This is a genomic window from Herbiconiux sp. 11R-BC (assembly GCF_049472555.1).
Classification (GTDB): domain Bacteria; phylum Actinomycetota; class Actinomycetes; order Actinomycetales; family Microbacteriaceae; genus Herbiconiux.
In genome coordinates, this window is sequence record NZ_JBCEBO010000006.1 from 226,788 (window position 1) to 245,350 (window position 18,563).

Here is an 18,563-nt window from a genome sequence, read left to right on the forward strand (position 1 = left end):
TCGGGCCGTCATCGGCCCCCGGAACCGGGAGAATGGTGCCGTGCCCAAGATCGTCGACCGTGAGAAGCGCCGCACCGAGATCGTCGACGCCTACCTGCGGGTGCTCGCGCGCGACGGCGGCAGGGCCGGCACCAGCCGGGCCGTCGCAGCCGAGCTCGGCGTGGCCACCGGGTCGCTCTGGCACTACTTCGACGACTTCGACGGCGTGCTGGCGGCGGCGTTCCGGAGGGTGTACGAGAACACCACGGCGCGCATCGAGGAGCGCACGGCCGGGATGCGCGGCCTCCCCGCCCTCGAGGCCGCCGTGCGCGAGATGCTCCCGCTCGAGCGGGTGACGGAGGAGGAGGCCGCCGTCGTGGTGACCTTCTGGGGCCGCGTCGCGACCGAGCCGCAGATGGGGGAGACCCAGGCCGAGGTGGAGCGCCGCTGGGGCGCGTTGCTCACCGGGCACGCCCGCGAGGCGATCGACGACGGCCAGCTGCGGGGCGACACCCCGGTGGCCGACCTCGTCGCCACCCTGCTGGTGCTCACGGCGGGGCAGCAGGTGGAGTACGTCGTGCGCACCTCCATCGGGGCTGCGGCCCGGCAGTGGTCGCTCGTGGAGCACGCCCTGCGCCCCTGGCGCACCGCGCCGGCCTCGCGCTGACCCGCCGGCAGCGCCCGGTGATCGGGCGCGTCAGGCGAAGACCATCGCGCCCATGGTGCCGAGGCAGAGGCCCATGCTGAGGCATTCGATGCCCGGTCCCAGGCGGCGGGAGCGCAGCAGCCGCACGCCGAGCAGCACCGCGATCGTGAGGGCGAGCGCCCCGAGGGTGAACGCGGCGCCGGCTGCGGGCAGGGCTAGGGCATGGTGGCCGCCCGGTGCCGCCGCACCCGCCGCAGCGGCCGCCGAGGCTGTCGACGTGACCGCCGGTGCAGCGGCGGCGGAGGTCATCAGCAGCAGGAAGGCCATCGCGATGCCCAGGACAGCCCGGGGGACGGCGGCCCCGCGCCCGGCCGCGGCACCCGCGACCGACGCGACGACGAGCGCCACCACCACCATCAGAAGTCCCGTCGCCCCCAGCGGCGCGCCGGCTCCGACCGCGCCGAGCGCGTGAGCGAGCATCGCCCCGGCCATCACCGCGGCCTGCACGACGGCCATCCGGCCCGCCCGCGGCGTCAGCCCCGTGGCGACGAGGCCGACCACCGCGGCCGCGGCCATCGACACGGCGAGGAGGGCGTGCATCCGCCCGGCTCAGTGCTCGTGCTGGGCGTGTCCGCCTGGAGCAGGGTCGTGGCCGACCTCGCCGGCCGCCGCGATGACGGGCTCGACGCCGTGACTGCCGTGGCCGTGACCGGCGTGGTCGTGACTGCCGTGGTCGTGGCCCGGGGCGCAGTAACCGGCCGGCGTGGCGGGAACGTCGAGCGTGGGGTTGCGGTCGAAGAAACCGTGCGGTTTGAGCGTGAAGCCGGCGTAGTCGACGGGCATGATCGGCCAGTCCTCCAGGCGCGGGAAATGCGTGAGGCCGAAGGTGTGCCACACCACGAGGTCCTGCCCGTCGATGTCGCGATCGGCCTCCACGTACGAGGGTAGCCCGGCGCCGCCCGGATGCTGGTTCACCGTGCGTCCCGCCGCCCAGAGCTGCTCGCGGTCGTAGCGGCTCACCCAGAGGTGGTGGGTGGCGAATCCCGCCCGGGCCCGGGCCGAGGAGTCGTCGCTCGAGAGCAGCGTCGGCGTGCCCTGGGGAATCAGCACATACGAGGTCGGCTCGCCCATGCGGTTGCGCTCGGTGGCCGAACTGATGCGCCAGACCCGGCCGGCGAGCGGGTCGGCGTCGCGCACCGCGGCCTTCTCGGTGCCGAGACGCGTGATCGTGCGGGTGAAGGCGTTGCCCCAGGGGTTGCCCGGGCCCGAGGCCACCCGCGCCACGTCGATCTCGTCGACCGCGTTGAGGTCGCCGTCGACCGCCATGTCGAGCCGGGCGCTGAACAGGTGCTGGTGCACCGGCGCGCCGAGGCCCGGGGCGAGCAGGGTGGCGTAGGGGTAGTCGCCGCCCGGGTGCCCCGAGGTGAACACGATCCCGGTGGCCTTGGCTTCGAGCGAGATCGTGCCGTCGAGGTACAGGTACCAGTAGAACCCGTAGTCGTAGTTGCCCACCGTCACGAAGAACGAGATGACCAGCCGTCGCTGCCGCCGGGTCTCGGAGGTTCCGGCGAATTCGTCGTTGTGCTTCCAGAGGATGCCGTAGTCCTCCTCGTGGATGCAGATCGCGTTGCGGATGGTCTTCGGTGCGCCGAGGTCGTCGGCCACCACGGCGTCGAGGTAGGTGATGTCGCCGAGGCAGTCGCAGCCGAGCTCGAGGGAGTTCGCGAGCCGCCCGAACTGGTACTCGCCCACGTCGAAGTAGTTCTGCCAGGCGTGCGTCGGGGTGGGGTCGCCGTAGTTCACGACCATCTCGGAGACGGAGGCCCGGGTGATGATCGGCCGGAGGCGGCCACCGTCGACGTAGCCGAGATCGTGCAACGTCAGCCCCTCGCGCCCGTTGAAGCCGAGCCGCACCTGCCAGCCCTCCCAGGAGAGCACGTCGTCCTCGAGCGAGAACGATACCCCCTCGGGCTGCGTGATGCTGATGGGCTTGAGGCTGGTGCGCTCGGGCCCGCGCACGGCGGGGTCGAGGTAGTCGCCCGACTCCTGCGGCACGTGCACCACCTCCGTCTCCACCAGACGCAGGACCGTGCCGTTCGTCACGTCGACGTGGGCCACCACGCCGTCGATCGGATGCGCCCAGGCCAGATCGCGCGGATGCTCCTGCCAGAAGGCGAGCGCCCGGAACACCCGGTGCCCGACCTCGTCGTCGTAGCCGAAGACGCCCGCCGAGAGGGCGACGACGCGCACCCGGTCGAGGTCGGTGACTCCGCGGCGGGCGAGCGCCTCGACCCAGGGGGAGTGCGCCTTGAGGAGCGCCTCGGCGGTAGCGAAGTCCTCGTCGAAGGTCGGCCCCCAGCCGTCGCGCGCCGGATCGAGCTCGCGCACCGCGGTGACCACGCCCTCGTCCAGCGACACCACGACATCCCGGAGCCGGGGCCCGCCTTCGGCGGCGAGGTCGGTGAGCAGCACGCCCGCCTCCCGGGGGACGGATGCTCCCGAACGCACGAGTGCCTTGTCGGGCTCGCGCACCGCGAGGTAGGAGTAGCGCACGCCGCTGCCGCCGAGACCCGCCTCCTCGACGGCGGCGCGCACGGCGTCGATCTCGGCGGCGGAGAGCGAGGAGCGGAGTCGGGGCGAGTCGGCCATGGCGGCATCCTTCTTTTGTTGAGCGGTTGCTCGATAATAAACGTCCAGGAGTGTTCGCGCCAGAGTCGATCAACGCTGATTTGTTTCGTACTCTAAATCGTATATTATCTATCGGACAGCGCGCCGTCCTTCCTCGTGGAGGGAGCTCGGGGCGGACGACGATGTCGCAGTACGAAGGAGTACGACGCATGAGCGCAACCGGGTTCACTCCCACGGGATCATTGGCCGCGGTCGCAGACCGCCGCCGGGTGGTCTTCGCCACGATCATCGGCACGACCGTGGAGTGGTACGACTTCTTCATCTACGCCTCGGCGGCCGCCCTGGTGTTCGGTCAGCTGTTCTTCAAGCCCGCGGGGGAGCAGGCCGCCATCCTGCTCTCGTTCGCCACCGTCGGCGTGAGCTTCTTGTTCCGCCCGCTCGGCGCCTTCCTCGCCGGGCACTTCGGCGACAAGTACGGGCGCCGCGTGGTGCTCGTGCTCACCCTCGTGCTGATGGGCACGGCGACCGCCTTGATCGGCCTCCTGCCGACCTTCGCGCAGATCGGCGTCGCGGCGCCGCTCCTGCTGATCTTCCTGCGCATCGTGCAGGGCATCTCGGCCGGCGGCGAGTGGGGAGGCGCGGTGCTGATGGCGGTCGAGCACGCCCCCACCAAGAAGCGCGGCCTCTTCGGCGCCGCACCCCAGCTCGGGGTGCCGCTCGGTCTGCTGCTCGCCTCGGGCGTGATGGCTCTGATGGCCGTGATCGCGCCGGGAGACGCCTTCCTCGAGTGGGGCTGGCGCGTGCCGTTCCTGCTCAGCGTCGTGCTCATCCTCATCGGCTACTGGGTGCGCCGCCGGGTGGAGGAGAGCCCGGTGTTCGCCGAGCTCGCCGCGCGCAAGGAGAAGGCGCGGATGCCGATCGTGCAGCTGTTCAAGAAGCATCTGCTGCCCGTGATCGTCGCCGCGCTCGTCTTCGCCGGCAACAACGCCGTGGGCTACATGACCACCGGCGGCTACATCCAGAACTACGCCACGAACCCCGAGGGGCCGATCGGCCTCGAGCGCGGCCCGGTGCTCTGGGCGGTGGCGGGCAGCGCGGTCACCTGGCTGCTGTCGACCTTCTTCGCGGGCTGGATCTCCGACCGCATCGGCCGTCGCACCACCTACATCGTGGGCTGGGTGCTGCAGCTCGTGGGGGTGTTCGCGCTGTTCCCGCTGGTGAACACCGGCACGGTCGGTGGCCTGTTCGCCGGCGTCGCCGTGCTCACCATCGGGCTCGGCTTCACCTACGGACCCCAGGCGGCCCTGTACTCCGAGCTCTTCCCGGCCTCGATCCGCTTCTCCGGCGTCTCGATCTCCTACGCGATCGGCGCCATCCTCGGCGGCGCCTTCGCCCCCACGATCGCCACGGCGCTGGTGCAGGCGACCGGCACCACGCTGTCGGTGACCTGGTACCTGGTGGGCATGACGCTCGTCGGCCTGGTGGCGACGCTGCTCCTGCGCGACCGCAGCGGCATCCCGCTCGGCCCCGACCACGAGGCCGAGCAGGCGGCGAGCCCCCTCCGCGGGGCCAAGCGCGCCTGATCGCCCACTGGTCAGCCGCCGAGGGCGGCGCGGATGACGGCTGCCGAGTCGAGGAGGCGAGCGGCGACGGAGGCGGCGTCGCGGTCGGTGGGGAGATACACGGCCGCGAGCGCCGACGGCGCCCGCCCGCGCAGCACGAGCGGCACCGCCACCGCGTGCAGGCTCGGGATGACCTCGTTCTGGCTCTCGGCCCACCCGCGCACCGCCGCCTCGTGCACCTCGCCGGCGAGGGCGGCGGTCACGTCGGAGGGCCAGGCGCTCGCGGGCAGCTGCGTGAGGATCGCCTTGCCGGGAGCGCCGACCGACACCGGGTGCCGTGTGCCCGGCCTCTGGGCCACCGTCGCCACGGCGTGCCTCGGCTCCACGCTGGCCAGGGTGACGCACTCCTCGTGGTCGAGCACGACGAGGAAGCAGGTCATGCCGAGCTCGTTGGCGGCGGCGGTGAGCTCGGGAAGCGCTTCGGCCTGCAGGTCGTGCGCCACGCCGGCGGCGAGGGCGGCCAGGCGGGCGCCCAGCCGGATGGCGCCGGCGGGTTCGCGCTCGACGAGACCGTGGGCCTCGAGCGTGCGGATCAGCCGGTAGGCCACCGAGCGGTGCACACCGAGCGCGCCGGCGGTCTCGTCGATGGTGAGGGGGCGGCGCGCGTCTGCGAGCACCTCCAGGATGCGGATGCCGCGGCTGAGGGTCTGCGACGCGGGCCCGGTCGCGGGTGCCTCCGCGGCATCCGGCGTGCTCTGATTCGTGGTCATGACTGTGCTCCGTTGCATTCCGAATCGGGTTCGGGTTACTCTCGAATCCAATAGTAGAACTTTGTGTTCACTATTAGAACACACCTTCCGACGCGGATGTCGGAGGCGAGTCGATGACGACACGTGAGGAATCCCATGCAGTTCCACCACCACGGCTATGTTTCCGGCGATCCGCGGGTGAGCCCCGCCGCCGGAACCGGCCTCGACCGGCCGGCCGAGCTCCCCGAGGAGGTCGACGTGCTGATCGTGGGCGCGGGCCCGGCCGGGATGATCCTGGCCGCCCAGCTCTCCCAGTTCCCCGAGATCACCACGCGGCTCGTCGAGCGCCGCCCCGGCCGTCTCGCGATCGGCCAGGCCGACGGCATCCAGGCCCGCAGCGTCGAGACCTTCCAGGCCTTCGGCTTCGCCGGGCGCATCACCGACGAGGCGTACCGCATCACCGAGATGGCCTTCTGGGGGCCGGATGCGGCCGACCCGACGAAGATCGTGCGCACCGACCGCGCGGTCGACGACGCCACCGGCGTGAGCGAGTTCCCCCACCTCATCGTGAACCAGGCCCGCGTGCTCGACTATTTCGCCGAGGTGATGGCCGACTCCCCGTCGCGCATGACGCCCGACTTCGGGCTCGAGTTCGTGGGTCTCGAGGTGGCCGAGGAGGGGGAGTTCCCCGTCTCGGTGACGCTCCGCGAGACGGCCGGGCCGCGCGAGGGACAGCAGCGCCGGGTGCGCGCCAAATACGTCGTGGGCTGCGACGGAGCCCGCAGCGGTGTGCGCGAGGCGATCGGCCGCAGCCTCGTCGGCGCCTCGGCGGCGCACGCCTGGGCGGTGATGGACACGCTCGCCGTCACCGACTTCCCCGACATCCGCACCAAGTGCGCCATCCAGTCGCAGGCCGGGAGCATCCTGCACATCCCGCGCGAGGGCGGCCACCTGTTCCGCATGTACGTCGACCTCGGCGAGGTCGCGCCCGGAGACAACGGCGCGGTGCGGCAGACGAGCGTCGAGACGGCGATCGCCAAGGCGAACGCGATCCTGCACCCGTACACGCTCGACGTGAAGAACGTGGCCTGGTACAGCGTCTACGAGGTGGGCCACCGGCTCACCGACAAGTTCGACGAGGTGCCGGAGGGCGACGACCGCTGCCCGCGCGTGTTCATCACCGGAGACGCCTGCCACACCCACAGCGCCAAGGCCGGGCAGGGCATGAACGTGTCGATGCAGGACGGCTTCAACCTCGGCTGGAAGCTCGCGCACGTGCTCACCGGCCGCAGCTCGGCGGAGCTGCTCAAGACCTATTCGGCCGAACGCCAGGTGATCGCCAAGAACCTCATCGACTTCGACCGCGAGTGGTCGACCCTCATGGCCAAGAAGCCCGAGGAATTCCAGAGCCCGCACGAGCTGGGCGAGTTCTACGTGCGCACCGCCGAGTTCCCGGCCGGGTTCATGACCGAGTACGCGCCGTCGATGCTCGTGGGCGAGGCGACCCACCAGGCGCTCGCCACGGGGTTCCCGATCGGCAAGCGCTTCAAGTCGGCTCCGGTCGTGCGGGTGGCCGACGGCAACCCCGTGCACCTCGGGCACCACCACCGCGCCGACGGCCGGTGGCGGCTCTATGCCTTCCCCGGTGCGGCCGCGGCCGCGGGCGGCGATCGCGACTTCGAGGAGTGGGCGGCGTGGCTCGAGAGCTCGCCGGAGTCACCGGTGCGCGCCTACACGCCCGAGCACGCCGACCTCGACAGCCTGTTCGACGTGAAGGTGGTGTACCCGCAGGCGCACACCGAGGTCGAGATCGGATCGGTGCCGCCCGTGTTCCTGCCGCGCACGGGGCCGTTCGGCCTGATCGACTACGAGAAGGTCTATGCGGCCGCGCCGGGCGACGACATCTTCGCCCTCCGCGGCATCGACCGCGGCTCCGGATGCGTCGTCGTCGTGCGCCCCGACCAGTACGTCGCGCACGTGCTGCCCCTCACCGCCACGACCGAACTCGCCACCTTCTTCGCGGCCAACCACCTCACCCGCCGCGGATGATCTCCTCCTGGTGCGGCGACAGCACGTCGGGGGAGATGCGGAGGTCGAGCAGGAGGAACGGCCGTGATCCGGCGGGGCGCGCGGTCCAGGCCGCCAGCGCGTCGAGGTCGTCGAGGGTGCGCACGACCACTCCCTGGGCGCCGACGGCGGTGCCGAGGGCGGCGAAGTCGACCTCGGGGATGCGCATGGGGGCGTCGGCGAGGCCCTTGAGCCCGTAGAGGTTCACCTCGGCGCCGTAGGCCGCGTCGTTCCACACCACGGCGAGTCCGCGGCCGCCGGCCACCCGCACCGCGGTCTCGAGGTCGGCGAGGGCCATCAGCCCGCCGCCGTCGCCCGTGGTGAGCACCACTGTCGAGCCGGGCTTCGCCAGCGCCGCGCCCGGCACGCTCGCGAAACCGAGCCCGATCGACTGGTAGGCGGTGCCGACCATGATCATCCGGTCGGGGGCGGCCACCGGCCAGTACATGTTCGCCCAGCCGATGAAGTGGCCGCCGTCGGAGACGACGACGCGGTCGTCGGGCAGCAGCTCACCGATGCGCCGCGCGCTCGAGCGCGGGTCGAGCCGGCCGTCGGGCGCGAGGGCCTCGCCGGGATGGCGGGCCTGGATTCCCTCGAGCTCGGCCGACCCGCGCCATCCGTGGGCCGCGCCGGTCGCTCTCGGCGCGTCGAGCTCGGCGAGCAGGGCCTCCGCCACGAGCCGCGCGTCGCCGCGCAGGTAGCCGCCGACGTGGGCGTGCGTGGCGGTGGGGGCGACGTCGACCTGGAAGACGCGCGTGCCGGGCGCGAAGAGGTTGCCGAAGCGCATCGTGAACGCGTTGAGCGAGGCGCCGAAGACCACGGCCACGTCGGCGGAGCGGATGAGCTCCATCGCGGCCTCGGCCCCGAAGCCGCCGACCACCCCGAGATCGTATTCGGCGCGGGGGAAGAGCCCCCGGCCGAGCGCGGTGCTGGCGGTGAGCGCCCCGGTGGCGTCGGCCAGGGCGCCGAGCGCCGGCCCGGCGCCCGCCACCCAGGCTCCACGCCCGCCGACCAGGAGCGGCCGCTCGGCGTGGGCCAGCACGTGCGCGAGCTCGCGCACCGTGCCCTCGGCGAACGCGCCGGCGGGCGCGAGGGGCGCCGGGAGGCGGGGCGACGGCGCCTCCGCGACCGGGCCGGCCTCGAGAACGGCCACGTCGTAGGGGAGGGCGAGCACGGTCGGCACCCGGTAGGCGAGCGCGTGCTCCACCGCGATCGCCGTGGTGGCGGCGGCATCGGCGCGGCCGACGGTGTAGGTGCGGGCCCCCACCGCGGCGGCGAGGGCGATCTGGTCGACGTCCCACGAGCGCGGCCCGGAGGTGGGCTCGTCGCCCACCACCAGCACGAGCGGAACCTGCGCCTGCACGGCCTCGGCCAGCGCCGTGAGGGTGTTCGTGAAACCGGCGCCGTAGGTGGCGGTCGCCGCGGCGAGCCCGCCGCCGGCCCGGTAATAGGCGTCGGCGGCCACGACCGCTCCGGCCTCGTGCCGCACGGCGGTGTAGCGCACGGGCGTCTCGCGCTCGAGGGCGTCGAGGAAGTAGGCGTTGCCGTTGCCCATCACGCCGAAGACGTGGTCGACGAAGTGGGCGAGGGTGTGCGCGACGTGCGCCGAGACGGTCGACATGGGGATGCCTTTCGAGATGCCAGACGGTGGGATTCCGTGTGTGTCTCGCGCGGCGACGGTGCAGCTCGGCTTCGTGCCCATTTTTCGAGCACAGGGCGGGCGCAGGCCCGACCGGACGCTGCGAGTCTAGCCTCCGCACCGGGAGGGCACGGTCAGTAGCTGGGGCGATCCGACGATCCGGGGGAGGCGACGTAGGTCTGCGCCAGCGCCTCCGAGGAGCGCGCCAGGAGCGCCACGTCGGCCCCCACGAGGATGAACGAGGCGCCCGCCGCCAGGTAGCGCCGCGCGAGCGGCTCGACGAAGGCGTTGACCCCGGCCGGCAGGCCGTGGGCGCGGGCGACGCCGAGGCAGTGCTCGACGGCCGCCACGACGTCGGGATGGTCCTGCTGGCCGAGCACCCCCATCGAGGCCGCCAGGTCGGAGGGGCCGATGAACACGCCCGCGAGACCCTCGACCGTGACGATCTCGTCGATGTTCGCCACCGCCTCGGCCGACTCGATCTGCACGATCAGCGAGATGCGCTCGGCAGCGGTGGCGAGGTAGCCCTCCACCCGGTTCCAGCGCGAGGCGCGTGCGAGAGCCGAGCCGACACCGCGGATGCCGCGGGGCGGGTAGTGCACGCTCCGCACCGCCAGCTCGGCCAGCTCGGCGGTGTCGACCATCGGGACGAGCAGGGTCTGGGCTCCGAGATCGAGGTACTGCTTGATGAGCACCGGATCGAGCACCGGGGGCCGCACCACGGGGAGCACCGGATAACCGTGCACCGCCTGCAGCTGCGCCAGCAGCGATTCGAGCGAGTTCGGGCTGTGCTCGGCGTCGATCAGCAGCCAGTCCAGGCCCGACCCGGCACAGAGCTCGGCGATCAGCGGGCTGCCGCTGCACACCCACATCCCGGCCAGCGGGCGCTCGTGCGCCGAGAGGGCGGCCGAGAAGCCCCCCGCGGGGTCGATGGGTGCGGGGGAGCCGTTCACTGGAAGCGGCACGTCACCACCCCCAGCGGTCCGTAGTCGGCGAAAACCGAGTCGCCGGCGTACACCCACATCGGCCGGGTGAACGAGCCCGCGAGGATGAGCTCGCCCGCCTTCAACCCGTCGCCGTGGGCGGAGATCTTGTTGGCCAGCCACGCGACTCCCGAGGCCGGGTTGTTGAGCACTCCGCCCGCCAGCCCCGTCTCCTCGATGCCCTCGTTGCGGTAGAGCATCGCCCCCGCCCAGCGCAGGTCGATCTCGTCGGGCCGCACCGGGCGCCCGCCCACCACCATCACGCCCATCGCGGCGTTGTCGCTGATGGTGTCGACGATCGTGCGCCCCTCCATCTCGATCCGGGAGTCGAGGATCTCGAGGGCCGGCACCACGTACTCGGTGGCCGCCAGCACGTCGAACAGGGTGCATCCGGGCCCTGCGAGATCGCGGTTCAGACGGAACGCGAGCTCCACCTCGACCCGGGGGTGCGTGTAGACGTCCCACTGCAGCACGCTGCCGGTCTCGAGGATCATGTCGTCGAAGATGATGCCGTAGTCGGGCTCGGTGATGCCCGTCGCAGCCTGCATCGCCTTGGAGGTCAGGCCGATCTTGCGCCCGGCGAGCCGGCGGCCGGACTCCTCGTTACGGCGGCGCCAGAGCGACTGCACCGCATAGGAGTCCTCCACGGTCATGCCGGGATGCCGGGCCGTGAGGAGGGGTATCGGAACCTTGTTCCTGGCCGCTTCCACCAGTTCGTCGGCGATCGCCTCGATGGTCTCCGTGTCGAGCATGACGTCCTCGTCTCTCTGTGTACCGCGGGCTCCCATGGTGCCATGATCGGACGGGGCGCCGCGTTCGCTTGTTCCCATCGTCGATCTTATCGTATACGATGTGCTCATGACATACGAAGATGTCTCGTCCGGGCCCCAGGCGGCGCCCTACGACCCCACCGGAGCCGACCGGCCCGGCAAGGTCATCGCGCTGCACCTGAACTACCCGAGCCGCATCGCCCAGCGCGGGCGCACCCCCGAGCAGCCCTCCTACTTTCTGAAGCCCACGACCTCCGTCGCCGGCAGCGGCGAGATCGAGCGCCCGCTCGGCACCGAACTGCTCGCCTTCGAGGGCGAGATCGCGCTCGTCATCGGCCGCGCGGCCCGCGACGTGAGCCGCGACGAAGCCTGGTCGTACGTCGGCGCCGTGACCGCCGCCGACGACTTCGGCGTCTACGACCTGCGCTACGCCGACAAGGGCTCGAATCTCCGCTCGAAGGGCGGCGACGGCTTCACCCCGCTCGGCCCGGCCCTGCTCGACGCCCGCGCGCTCGAGCCGACGGCCCTGCGCATCCGCACCTGGGTCGACGGCGTGCTCGTGCAGGACGACACGACCGCCGATCTCGTCTTCCCCTTCGCGCAGCTCGTCGCCGACCTCTCGCAGCTCATCACCCTCGAGCCCGGCGACGTCATCCTCACCGGAACGCCGGCAGGGTCGAGCGTCGTCGTGCCCGGGCAGACCGTCGAGGTCGAGGTCGACGCTCCGGATGCCGCGGGCTCGCCGAGCACCGGCCGGCTCGTGACCCGCGTCACCGAGGGCCGGGTCGCCGTCGGCGCGAACGGCGCGGGCCCCCGAATCGACGACCTGCAGCGCGCCGAGGCCTGGGGGAGTGCGGAGGCCGCGGGCCTCGCCCCCGCGCGCCGCGAGCCGGAATGGCAGCTCACCGACGACCGCCGGGCGAAGCTCGCTTCCGTCGCCACGGCGACCCTCAGTTCGCAACTGCGCAAGCTCGGCTTCGACGACACGAGCATCGACGGGGTGCGCCCGACCCGAGCGGGCCGGAAGATGATCGGCCGCGCCCGCACGCTGCGGTTCATCCCCGCTCGGCCCGACCTCTTCGCCTCCCACGGGGGCGGCTACAACGCGCAGAAGCGCGCCTTCGACGGACTGAACCCGGGCGACGTGCTCGTGATCGAGGCGCGCGGGGAAGCCGGAACCGGAACGGTCGGCGACATCCTCGCGCTCCGCGCCCAGGTGCGGGGGGCGGCCGGCATCGTGACCGACGGCGGCATCCGCGACATCGCCGCGGTCGCCGACCTCGGCATCCCCTCCTATTCCCAGGGCGGCCACCCCGCCGTGCTCGGCCGCCGGCACGTGCCGTGGGACGTCGACGTGACCATCGCCTGCGGCGGCGCCGCGGTGCAGCCGGGCGACGTGATCGTGGGCGACGACGACGGCGTGCTCGTCATCCCGCCGCACCTGGTCGACGAGGTCGTGGCCGCGGCCATCGCGCAGGAGCGCGAGGAGGAGTTCATCGCCGCCCGGGTCGCCGAGGGCGAGTCGGTCGACGGTCTGTACCCGATGAATGCGGCCTGGAAGGCCCGATACCAGCAGGAGGTCACCCCCGATGGCGAATGAGAACGAGCCGCGGCCGGCCGAGACCACGACGCTCAGCAAGTCGGAACGCGCCTACGCCTTCATCAAGGAACGCATCGAGAACGGCAGCTACTCGCCGGGCTTCCGGCTGGTCCTCGGCCAGATCGCCAAGCAGCTCGACGTGAGCGTGGTGCCCGTGCGCGAGGCCGTGCGCCGGCTCGAGGCCGAGGGGGCCGTGACCTTCGAGCGCAACGTCGGGGCGCAGGTGGCCATGGTCGACGAGCGCGAGTACTTCTACACCATGGAGACCCTGAGCCTGGTCGAGGGCAAGGCGACGGCGCTCTCCGCTCCCTTCGTCTCATCGCTCGACCTGGTCGAGGCGCGGGACATCAACGCCGAGATGACCGCGTGCCTCGAGCACTTCGATCCGCACCGTTTCACCGAGCTGAACCTCGAGTTCCACGCCGTGATCTTCGAGCACTGCCCGAACCCGCACATCCTCGACCTGGTGCACCGCGGCTGGAACCGGCTCGCCCTCCTGCGCGACTCCACCTTCAGCTTCGTGCCGGGCCGCGCCCGCGAGTCGGTCGAGGAGCACGAGCGGCTGCTGCAGCTGATCGAGTCCGGCGCCGCCCCGCTCGAGATCGAGCTCGCGGCCCGCGCCCACCGCACCGGAACCCTCGACGCACTCCTGAACCACCAAGCGAACCAAGGACGATGAGCATGACCATCCAGGATCCCCAGACCCAGACCCAGACCCAGACCCAGACCCCGATCCGGCACGTGCCCGAGGGCCTGCCGCAGAAGATCCAGCACTACATCGACGGCCGCTTCGTCGACAGCGTCGGCGGCGAGACCTTCGACGTGCTCGACCCGGTGTCGAACCAGAACTACGTGACGGCCGCCGCCGGCCAGAAGGCCGACATCGACCTCGCCGTCGCCGCCGCCCGCAAGGCCTTCGACGAGGGTCCCTGGCCACGGATGCTGCCGCGAGCCCGCTCGCGCATCCTGAACCGCATCGCCGACATCGTGGAGTCGCGGGATGCACGCCTCGCCGAGCTGGAGTCGTTCGACTCGGGCCTGCCGATCACGCAGGCGCTCGGCCAGGCGCAGCGCGCGGCCGAGAACTTCCGCTTCTTCGCCGACCTGATCGTGGCGCAGGCCGACGACACCTACAAGGTGCCGGGCCGTCAGCTCAACTACGTCAACCGCAAGCCCAAGGGCGTCGCGGGCCTGATCACGCCCTGGAACACCCCCTTCATGCTCGAGAGCTGGAAGCTCGCTCCGGCCCTGGCCTCCGGATGCACCGTGGTGCTGAAGCCGGCCGAGTTCACGCCGCTCTCGGCGAGCCTGTGGGCCGACATCTTCCGCGAGGCGGGCGTGCCCGACGGCGTGTTCAACCTCGTGAACGGTCTCGGCGAGGAGGCCGGCGACGCACTCGTGAAGCACACCGACGTGCAGCTCATCTCGTTCACCGGCGAGAGCTCGACCGGGCAGCTGATCTTCGCCAACTGCGCGCCCACCCTCAAGGGCATGTCGATGGAGCTCGGCGGCAAGTCGCCGGCCGTGATCTTCGCCGACGCCGACCTCGACGCCGCCCTCGACTCCACCCTGTTCGGCGTGTTCTCGCTGAACGGAGAGCGCTGCACAGCCGGCTCGCGCATCCTCGTCGAGCGTGCCGTCTACGAGGAGTTCGTCGAGCGCTACGCGGCCCGCGCCCGGAACATCGTGGTGGGCGACCCGCACGACCCCAAGACCGAGGTCGGCGCGCTCGTGCACCCCGAGCATTTCGCGAAAGTCATGAGCTACGTCGAGATCGGCAAGGGCGAGGGCCGACTCGTGGCCGGCGGAGGCCGGCCGGAGCACCTGCCCACCGGCAACTACGTGGCCCCGACGGTGTTCGTCGACGTGAAGCCGGATGCCCGCATCTTTCAGGAGGAGATCTTCGGCCCGGTCGTGGCGATCACGCCCTTCGACACCGAGGAGGAGGCACTGGAGCTCGCCAACGGCGTGAAGTACGGCCTCGCCGCTTACATCTGGACCTCGAACCTCGAGCGCGCCCATCTCTTCGCGCAGGCCGTCGACTCGGGCATGGTGTGGCTCAACTCGCACAACGTGCGGGATCTCCGCACCCCGTTCGGCGGCGTCAAGGCCTCCGGACTCGGCCACGAGGGCGGCTACCGCTCGCTCGACTTCTACTCCGACCAGCAGGCCGTGCACATCACCCTCGGCGAGGTGCACACCGCCCGCTTCGGCGCCCACTGACCCCGCATCCCCCAGCAAGAAAGCCCAGTTCAATGACGAATGCCACCATCCTGACCGCACCGATCCCCACCCCCTCGGTGACGCCGCCCGACATCCTGCGCTGCGCCTACATGGAGATCGTGGTGACCGACCTCGCCCGCTCGCGCGAGTTCTACGTCGACATCCTCGGCCTCGTGGTGACCGAGGAGGACGAGAACGCGATCTATCTGCGCACCTTCGAGGAGTTCATCCACCACAACCTCGTGCTCCGCAAAGGCCCCGTCGCCGCGGTCGCCGCCTTCTCCTTCCGGGTGCGCACCCCCGAGGACGTCGACCTGGCCGAGGCCTACTACCAGCAACTCGGATGCCGCACCGAACGCCGCCGCGACGGCTTCGTGAACGGCATGGGCGACTCGGTGCGGGTCACCGATCCTCTGGGCTTCCCCTACGAGTTCTTCTACTCCGTCGAGCACGTCGAGCGCCTCGCCTGGCGCTACGAGCTCTACGGACCGGGCGCCCTGGTGCGCCTCGACCACTTCAACCAGGTGACGCCGGACGTGCCGCGGGGTCGCAAGTACCTCGAAGACCTCGGCTTCCGGGTCACCGAGGACATCCAGGACGAGGACGGCGTCACCTACGCCGCCTGGCTGCGTCGCAAGGACACCGTGCACGACACCGCCCTCACCGGCGGCGACGGCCCGCGGATGCACCACATCGCGTTCGCGACGCACGAGAAGCACAACATCCTCTACATCTGCGACAAGCTCGGCGCCCTGCGCAAGAGCGACCTGATCGAGCGCGGCCCCGGCCGGCACGGCGTCTCGAACGCCTTCTATCTCTACATCCTCGACCCCGACGGCCACCGCGTCGAGATCTACACCCAGGACTACTACACCGGCGACCCCGACAACCCGGTTGTCACCTGGGACGTGCACGACAACCAGCGCCGCGACTGGTGGGGCAACCCGGTGGTGCCCAGTTGGTACACCGAGGCCTCGCTCGTGCTCGACCTCGACGGCAACCCGCAGCCGGTGATCAAGCGCACGGATGCCAGCGAAATGGCGGTGACGGTCGGCGCCGACGGCTTCTCCTACACCCGCAAGGACGACGTCGAGCACGGCTTCAAGCTCGGGGCGTCGCTGTGACGGCCGAGCGCGAGGCCGCGCTGCTCGCGGAGGTGCCGAAGCAGCTCTTCATCGGCGGCCACTGGGTCGACGCGGCGAGCGGCGCGACCCTCGACGTCGACGACCCCGCGACCGGGCGCGTGATCGCCACGATCGCCGACGCGGGGGTCGACGACGGCGCCCGCGCTCTCGACGCGGCCGTGGCCGCCCAGGAGTCGTGGGCGGCGACTCCGCCGCGGGTGCGCGGCGAGATCCTCCGCGGCGCCTTCGACCTGCTGCAGGAGCGCAAGGAGGACGCCGCGCTGCTGATGACCGTGGAGATGGGCAAGCCCCTGGCCGAGGCGCGCGGCGAGGTGGCCTACGGTGGTGAGTTCCTCCGCTGGTTCTCGGAGGAGGCCGTGCGCATCACGGGCCGCTACGGCTCGAACCCCGAAGGCACCGGGCGCATGATCGTCACCCAGCGCCCGGTCGGACCCGCCTTCCTCATCACGCCGTGGAACTTCCCGCTCGCGATGGCCACCCGCAAGCTCGCCCCGGCGATCGCCGCGGGGTGCACCTCGGTGATCAAGCCCGCCGCGCTCACGCCCCTCACCACCCTCTTCCTGGTGCGGCTGCTCGAAGAGGCGGGCCTGCCCGCCGGCGTGGTGAACGTCATCACCACCACGGCGAGCGGCCCCGTGTCGGGCGCGATCATCGCCGACCCCCGGCTGCGCAAGCTGAGCTTCACCGGCTCGACGCCGGTGGGCGTGCGGCTGCTCAAGCAGGCCGCCGACAACGTGCTCAAGACCTCGATGGAACTCGGCGGCAACGCCCCCTTCGTGGTGTTCGACGACGCCGACCTCGACAAGGCTGTGGAGGGCGCGCTGCAGGCCAAGTTCCGCAACATCGGCCAGGCCTGCACGGCGGCCAACCGCTTCATCGTGCACGAGGCGGTGGCCGACGAGTTCGGGCGCCGGCTCGCCGAGCGCGTGAAGGCCTTCCGCATCGGGCGCGGCACCGAGGAGGGCGTGACGATCGGCCCGCTGATCGACGACAAGGCGGTGAAGAAGGTCGGCTCGCTCGTCTCCGACGCCGTCGATCGCGGCGCGATCCTGCTGGCCGGCGGGTCGGCGGTGCAGGGGGAGGGCTCGTTCTTCGAGCCGACGGTGCTCGACGGGGTGCGTGCCGGAAGCGACATCCTGCGCGAGGAGATCTTCGGGCCGGTCGTGTCGATCATCCGCTTCACCGACGAGGCCGACGCGATCGCCCAGGCGAACGCCACCGAGTACGGCCTGGTGGGCTACGTGTACACGCAGGACCTCGCCCGCGGCCAGCGCCTCATCGACGCGCTCGACACCGGCATGATGGGGCTCAACACCGGCGTGGTCTCGAACGCGGCGGCGCCCTTCGGCGGGGTCAAGCAGTCCGGGCTCGGCCGGGAGGGCGGTGCCGAGGGAATCCACGAGTACCTCGAGACGAAGTACGTGCTGACCCCCGATCCCTTCGCGTGATCACGATCGGGTGGAGCCTCGCGGTTCCACCCGATCGCCTGATCGCCCTGCGGTAAAATCTCACCAGCCCGGCCGTCACCCGCCGGCGGGCCACTCGCTATTACAAGGTGGTAATACGTGACTGACATGATCTCCCGCCCGAACCCCGCTGCTGTGCGGTCGACGGTGTCCAACGGCTTCCGCGAGTTCCGCGACGCGGTTGCCGGTTCCTTCGTTCCGCTCGACGTGACGAGCGTGGGCTCCGGCCCCTTCTGGGGGCGCCTGCGCACCGTCGACGTCGACGCCGTGCACGTCACCGAGGTCACCGCGACCCGGCACGTCGTGGAGCGCACGCCGCTCCTGATCGAGGCCGCGGATCCGCGCTTCTACAAGGCGAGCCTGCAGGTCGCGGGCACCGGCCTGCTCATCCAGGACGGCCGCGAGGCCCTGCTGCAGCCCGGCGACCTGGCCATCTACGACACCGACCGGCCGTATTCGCTCGTGTTCGAAGAGGACATCCGGATGCTCGTGCTGATGTTCCCGCGCGAGAGCATCGGTCTGCCGCCCGAGATGGTGGGGCAGCTCACGGCGCACCGCTTCTCGAGCGACGACGGGCTCGGCGGGATGATCATCCCGTTCCTGCACACCGTCTCGCAGAACATCGACCGTGTCGGGGGCCTCACGGGCCCGCGGCTCGTGCAGACCGCGCTCGACCTCATCACCACGATGTTCGCGAGCGAGCTCGACCTCGACGCGGCCACGGGAGACTCGCACCAGGTGCTGATGCAGCAGATCCGCGGCTACATCGACGGGCATCTCGGCTCGCCCGAGCTCGGGCCAACGCAGATCGCGGCCGCGCACTACATCTCGACCCGGCATCTGCACGGGCTGTTCCGTGAGAAGGGCACGACGGTGTCGACCTGGATCCGCGAGCGCCGGCTCGACAAGTGCCGTCGCGACCTCATCGACCCGCTGAACGCCCATCTCTCGGTGGGCGCCATCGCGGCACGCTGGGGCTTCCTCGACGCTGCGCACTTCTCCCGCGTCTTCAAAGCGGCGTACGGGAGCTCGCCGAGCGAACTGCGGCTGAGCTCCTTGCGAGTGGGCGCGAGCTGAGGCGAACGCAGAGGGGGSCGGCGCGATCT

At 71.4% G+C, this 18,563-nt stretch carries 15 protein-coding genes; 9 read left to right on the plus strand and 6 right to left on the minus strand.

The annotated features are described in order from the left end of the window. Positions 1–40 precede the first annotated feature (40 nt). Positions 41–646 (plus strand): TetR/AcrR family transcriptional regulator, encoded by a 606-nt coding sequence (locus tag VD659_RS15280; protein WP_423261927.1) that lies wholly within the window; start codon positions 41–43, stop codon positions 644–646. 30 nt (positions 647–676) lie between these two features. Here the strand turns inward: VD659_RS15280 and VD659_RS15285 are convergent, their stop codons facing one another. Beyond that, complete coding sequence (locus VD659_RS15285; protein WP_423261928.1) at positions 677–1,225, minus strand: hypothetical protein; 549 nt, start codon at positions 1,223–1,225, stop codon at positions 677–679. 9 nt (positions 1,226–1,234) lie between these two features. Further along, complete coding sequence (locus VD659_RS15290) at positions 1,235–3,274, minus strand: primary-amine oxidase (RefSeq protein WP_423261929.1); 2,040 nt, start codon at positions 3,272–3,274, stop codon at positions 1,235–1,237. A 188-nt stretch (positions 3,275–3,462) separates the two neighbouring features. On the opposite strand from VD659_RS15290, the gene VD659_RS15295 reads away from it, so the two are divergent. Beyond that, positions 3,463–4,836, plus strand: a complete 1,374-nt coding sequence (locus VD659_RS15295) for an MFS transporter (RefSeq protein WP_423261930.1) — start codon at positions 3,463–3,465, stop codon at positions 4,834–4,836. Positions 4,837–4,847: 11 nt separating this feature from the next. Here the strand turns inward: VD659_RS15295 and VD659_RS15300 are convergent, their stop codons facing one another. Then, positions 4,848–5,585 (minus strand): IclR family transcriptional regulator, encoded by a 738-nt coding sequence (locus tag VD659_RS15300; protein ID WP_423261931.1) that lies wholly within the window; start codon positions 5,583–5,585, stop codon positions 4,848–4,850. 135 nt (positions 5,586–5,720) lie between these two features. Between VD659_RS15300 and VD659_RS15305 the strand changes: the two genes are divergently transcribed. Then, complete coding sequence (locus VD659_RS15305) at positions 5,721–7,613, plus strand: FAD-binding monooxygenase (protein ID WP_423261932.1); 1,893 nt, start codon at positions 5,721–5,723, stop codon at positions 7,611–7,613. Here VD659_RS15305 and VD659_RS15310 read toward each other — a convergent pair. From VD659_RS15310 to hpaH, 3 genes are all read right to left on the minus strand, one after another. After that, on the minus strand, positions 7,597–9,252 hold the full coding sequence (locus VD659_RS15310; RefSeq protein WP_423261933.1) for a thiamine pyrophosphate-binding protein: 1,656 nt from the start codon (positions 9,250–9,252) through the stop codon (positions 7,597–7,599). The two genes, VD659_RS15305 and VD659_RS15310, sit on opposite strands and share 17 nt — an antisense overlap. 152 nt (positions 9,253–9,404) lie before the next feature. Further along, positions 9,405–10,142, minus strand: coding sequence for an HpcH/HpaI aldolase family protein (locus VD659_RS15315; protein WP_423261946.1), 738 nt, complete (start codon positions 10,140–10,142; stop codon positions 9,405–9,407). A gap of 77 nt (positions 10,143–10,219) precedes the next feature. Next, a complete protein-coding gene (hpaH, locus tag VD659_RS15320) occupies positions 10,220–11,005 on the minus strand; it encodes a 2-oxo-hept-4-ene-1,7-dioate hydratase (RefSeq protein WP_423261934.1) in 786 nt (261 codons plus the stop codon). Between the two features lie 106 nt (positions 11,006–11,111). Between hpaH and VD659_RS15325 the strand changes: the two genes are divergently transcribed. The 6 genes from VD659_RS15325 (at position 11,112) to VD659_RS15350 (ending at position 18,534) form a co-directional block, all read left to right on the plus strand. Further along, positions 11,112–12,623 carry a fumarylacetoacetate hydrolase family protein gene (locus VD659_RS15325; RefSeq protein ID WP_423261935.1) on the plus strand — a complete coding sequence of 504 codons (1,512 nt, stop codon included), beginning with the start codon at positions 11,112–11,114 and terminating at the stop codon, positions 12,621–12,623. Further along, on the plus strand, positions 12,613–13,302 hold the full coding sequence (locus tag VD659_RS15330) for a GntR family transcriptional regulator (protein ID WP_423261936.1): 690 nt from the start codon (positions 12,613–12,615) through the stop codon (positions 13,300–13,302). The genes VD659_RS15325 and VD659_RS15330 overlap by 11 nt, the downstream gene beginning before the upstream one ends. A gap of 2 nt (positions 13,303–13,304) precedes the next feature. Further along, positions 13,305–14,846 (plus strand): 5-carboxymethyl-2-hydroxymuconate semialdehyde dehydrogenase, encoded by a 1,542-nt coding sequence (hpaE, locus tag VD659_RS15335; protein WP_423261937.1) that lies wholly within the window; start codon positions 13,305–13,307, stop codon positions 14,844–14,846. Between the two features lie 32 nt (positions 14,847–14,878). Further along, entirely contained in the window at positions 14,879–15,970 is a 1,092-nt protein-coding gene (gene hpaD / locus VD659_RS15340; protein ID WP_423261938.1) for a 3,4-dihydroxyphenylacetate 2,3-dioxygenase, read from the plus strand. Further along, on the plus strand, positions 15,967–17,439 hold the full coding sequence (locus VD659_RS15345; RefSeq protein ID WP_423261939.1) for an NAD-dependent succinate-semialdehyde dehydrogenase: 1,473 nt from the start codon (positions 15,967–15,969) through the stop codon (positions 17,437–17,439). Before hpaD ends, VD659_RS15345 begins: the two co-directional genes overlap by 4 nt. A gap of 126 nt (positions 17,440–17,565) precedes the next feature. Beyond that, entirely contained in the window at positions 17,566–18,534 is a 969-nt protein-coding gene (locus VD659_RS15350; RefSeq protein WP_137837255.1) for a helix-turn-helix domain-containing protein, read from the plus strand. Positions 18,535–18,563: the final 29 nt, after the last annotated feature.

What these genes read in the sequence shown, in the direction of transcription:
- hpaE (WP_423261937.1), top strand. Translation starts at nt 13,305, where the DNA reads ATGACCATCCAGGATCCCCAGACCCAGACCCAGACCCAGACCCAGACC.
- VD659_RS15330 (WP_423261936.1), top strand. Translation starts at nt 12,613, where the DNA reads ATGGCGAATGAGAACGAGCCGCGGCCGGCCGAGACCACGACGCTCAGC.
- VD659_RS15290 (WP_423261929.1), bottom strand. Translation starts at nt 3,274, where the DNA reads ATGGCCGACTCGCCCCGACTCCGCTCCTCGCTCTCCGCCGCCGAGATC.
- VD659_RS15285 (WP_423261928.1), bottom strand. Translation starts at nt 1,225, where the DNA reads ATGCACGCCCTCCTCGCCGTGTCGATGGCCGCGGCCGCGGTGGTCGGC.
- VD659_RS15300 (WP_423261931.1), bottom strand. Translation starts at nt 5,585, where the DNA reads ATGACCACGAATCAGAGCACGCCGGATGCCGCGGAGGCACCCGCGACC.
- VD659_RS15305 (WP_423261932.1), top strand. Translation starts at nt 5,721, where the DNA reads ATGCAGTTCCACCACCACGGCTATGTTTCCGGCGATCCGCGGGTGAGC.
- hpaH (WP_423261934.1), bottom strand. Translation starts at nt 11,005, where the DNA reads ATGCTCGACACGGAGACCATCGAGGCGATCGCCGACGAACTGGTGGAA.
- VD659_RS15310 (WP_423261933.1), bottom strand. Translation starts at nt 9,252, where the DNA reads ATGTCGACCGTCTCGGCGCACGTCGCGCACACCCTCGCCCACTTCGTC.
- hpaD (WP_423261938.1), top strand. Translation starts at nt 14,879, where the DNA reads ATGACGAATGCCACCATCCTGACCGCACCGATCCCCACCCCCTCGGTG.
- VD659_RS15325 (WP_423261935.1), top strand. Translation starts at nt 11,112, where the DNA reads ATGACATACGAAGATGTCTCGTCCGGGCCCCAGGCGGCGCCCTACGAC.
- VD659_RS15315 (WP_423261946.1), bottom strand. Translation starts at nt 10,142, where the DNA reads ATGTGGGTGTGCAGCGGCAGCCCGCTGATCGCCGAGCTCTGTGCCGGG.
- VD659_RS15350 (WP_137837255.1), top strand. Translation starts at nt 17,566, where the DNA reads ATGATCTCCCGCCCGAACCCCGCTGCTGTGCGGTCGACGGTGTCCAAC.
- VD659_RS15295 (WP_423261930.1), top strand. Translation starts at nt 3,463, where the DNA reads ATGAGCGCAACCGGGTTCACTCCCACGGGATCATTGGCCGCGGTCGCA.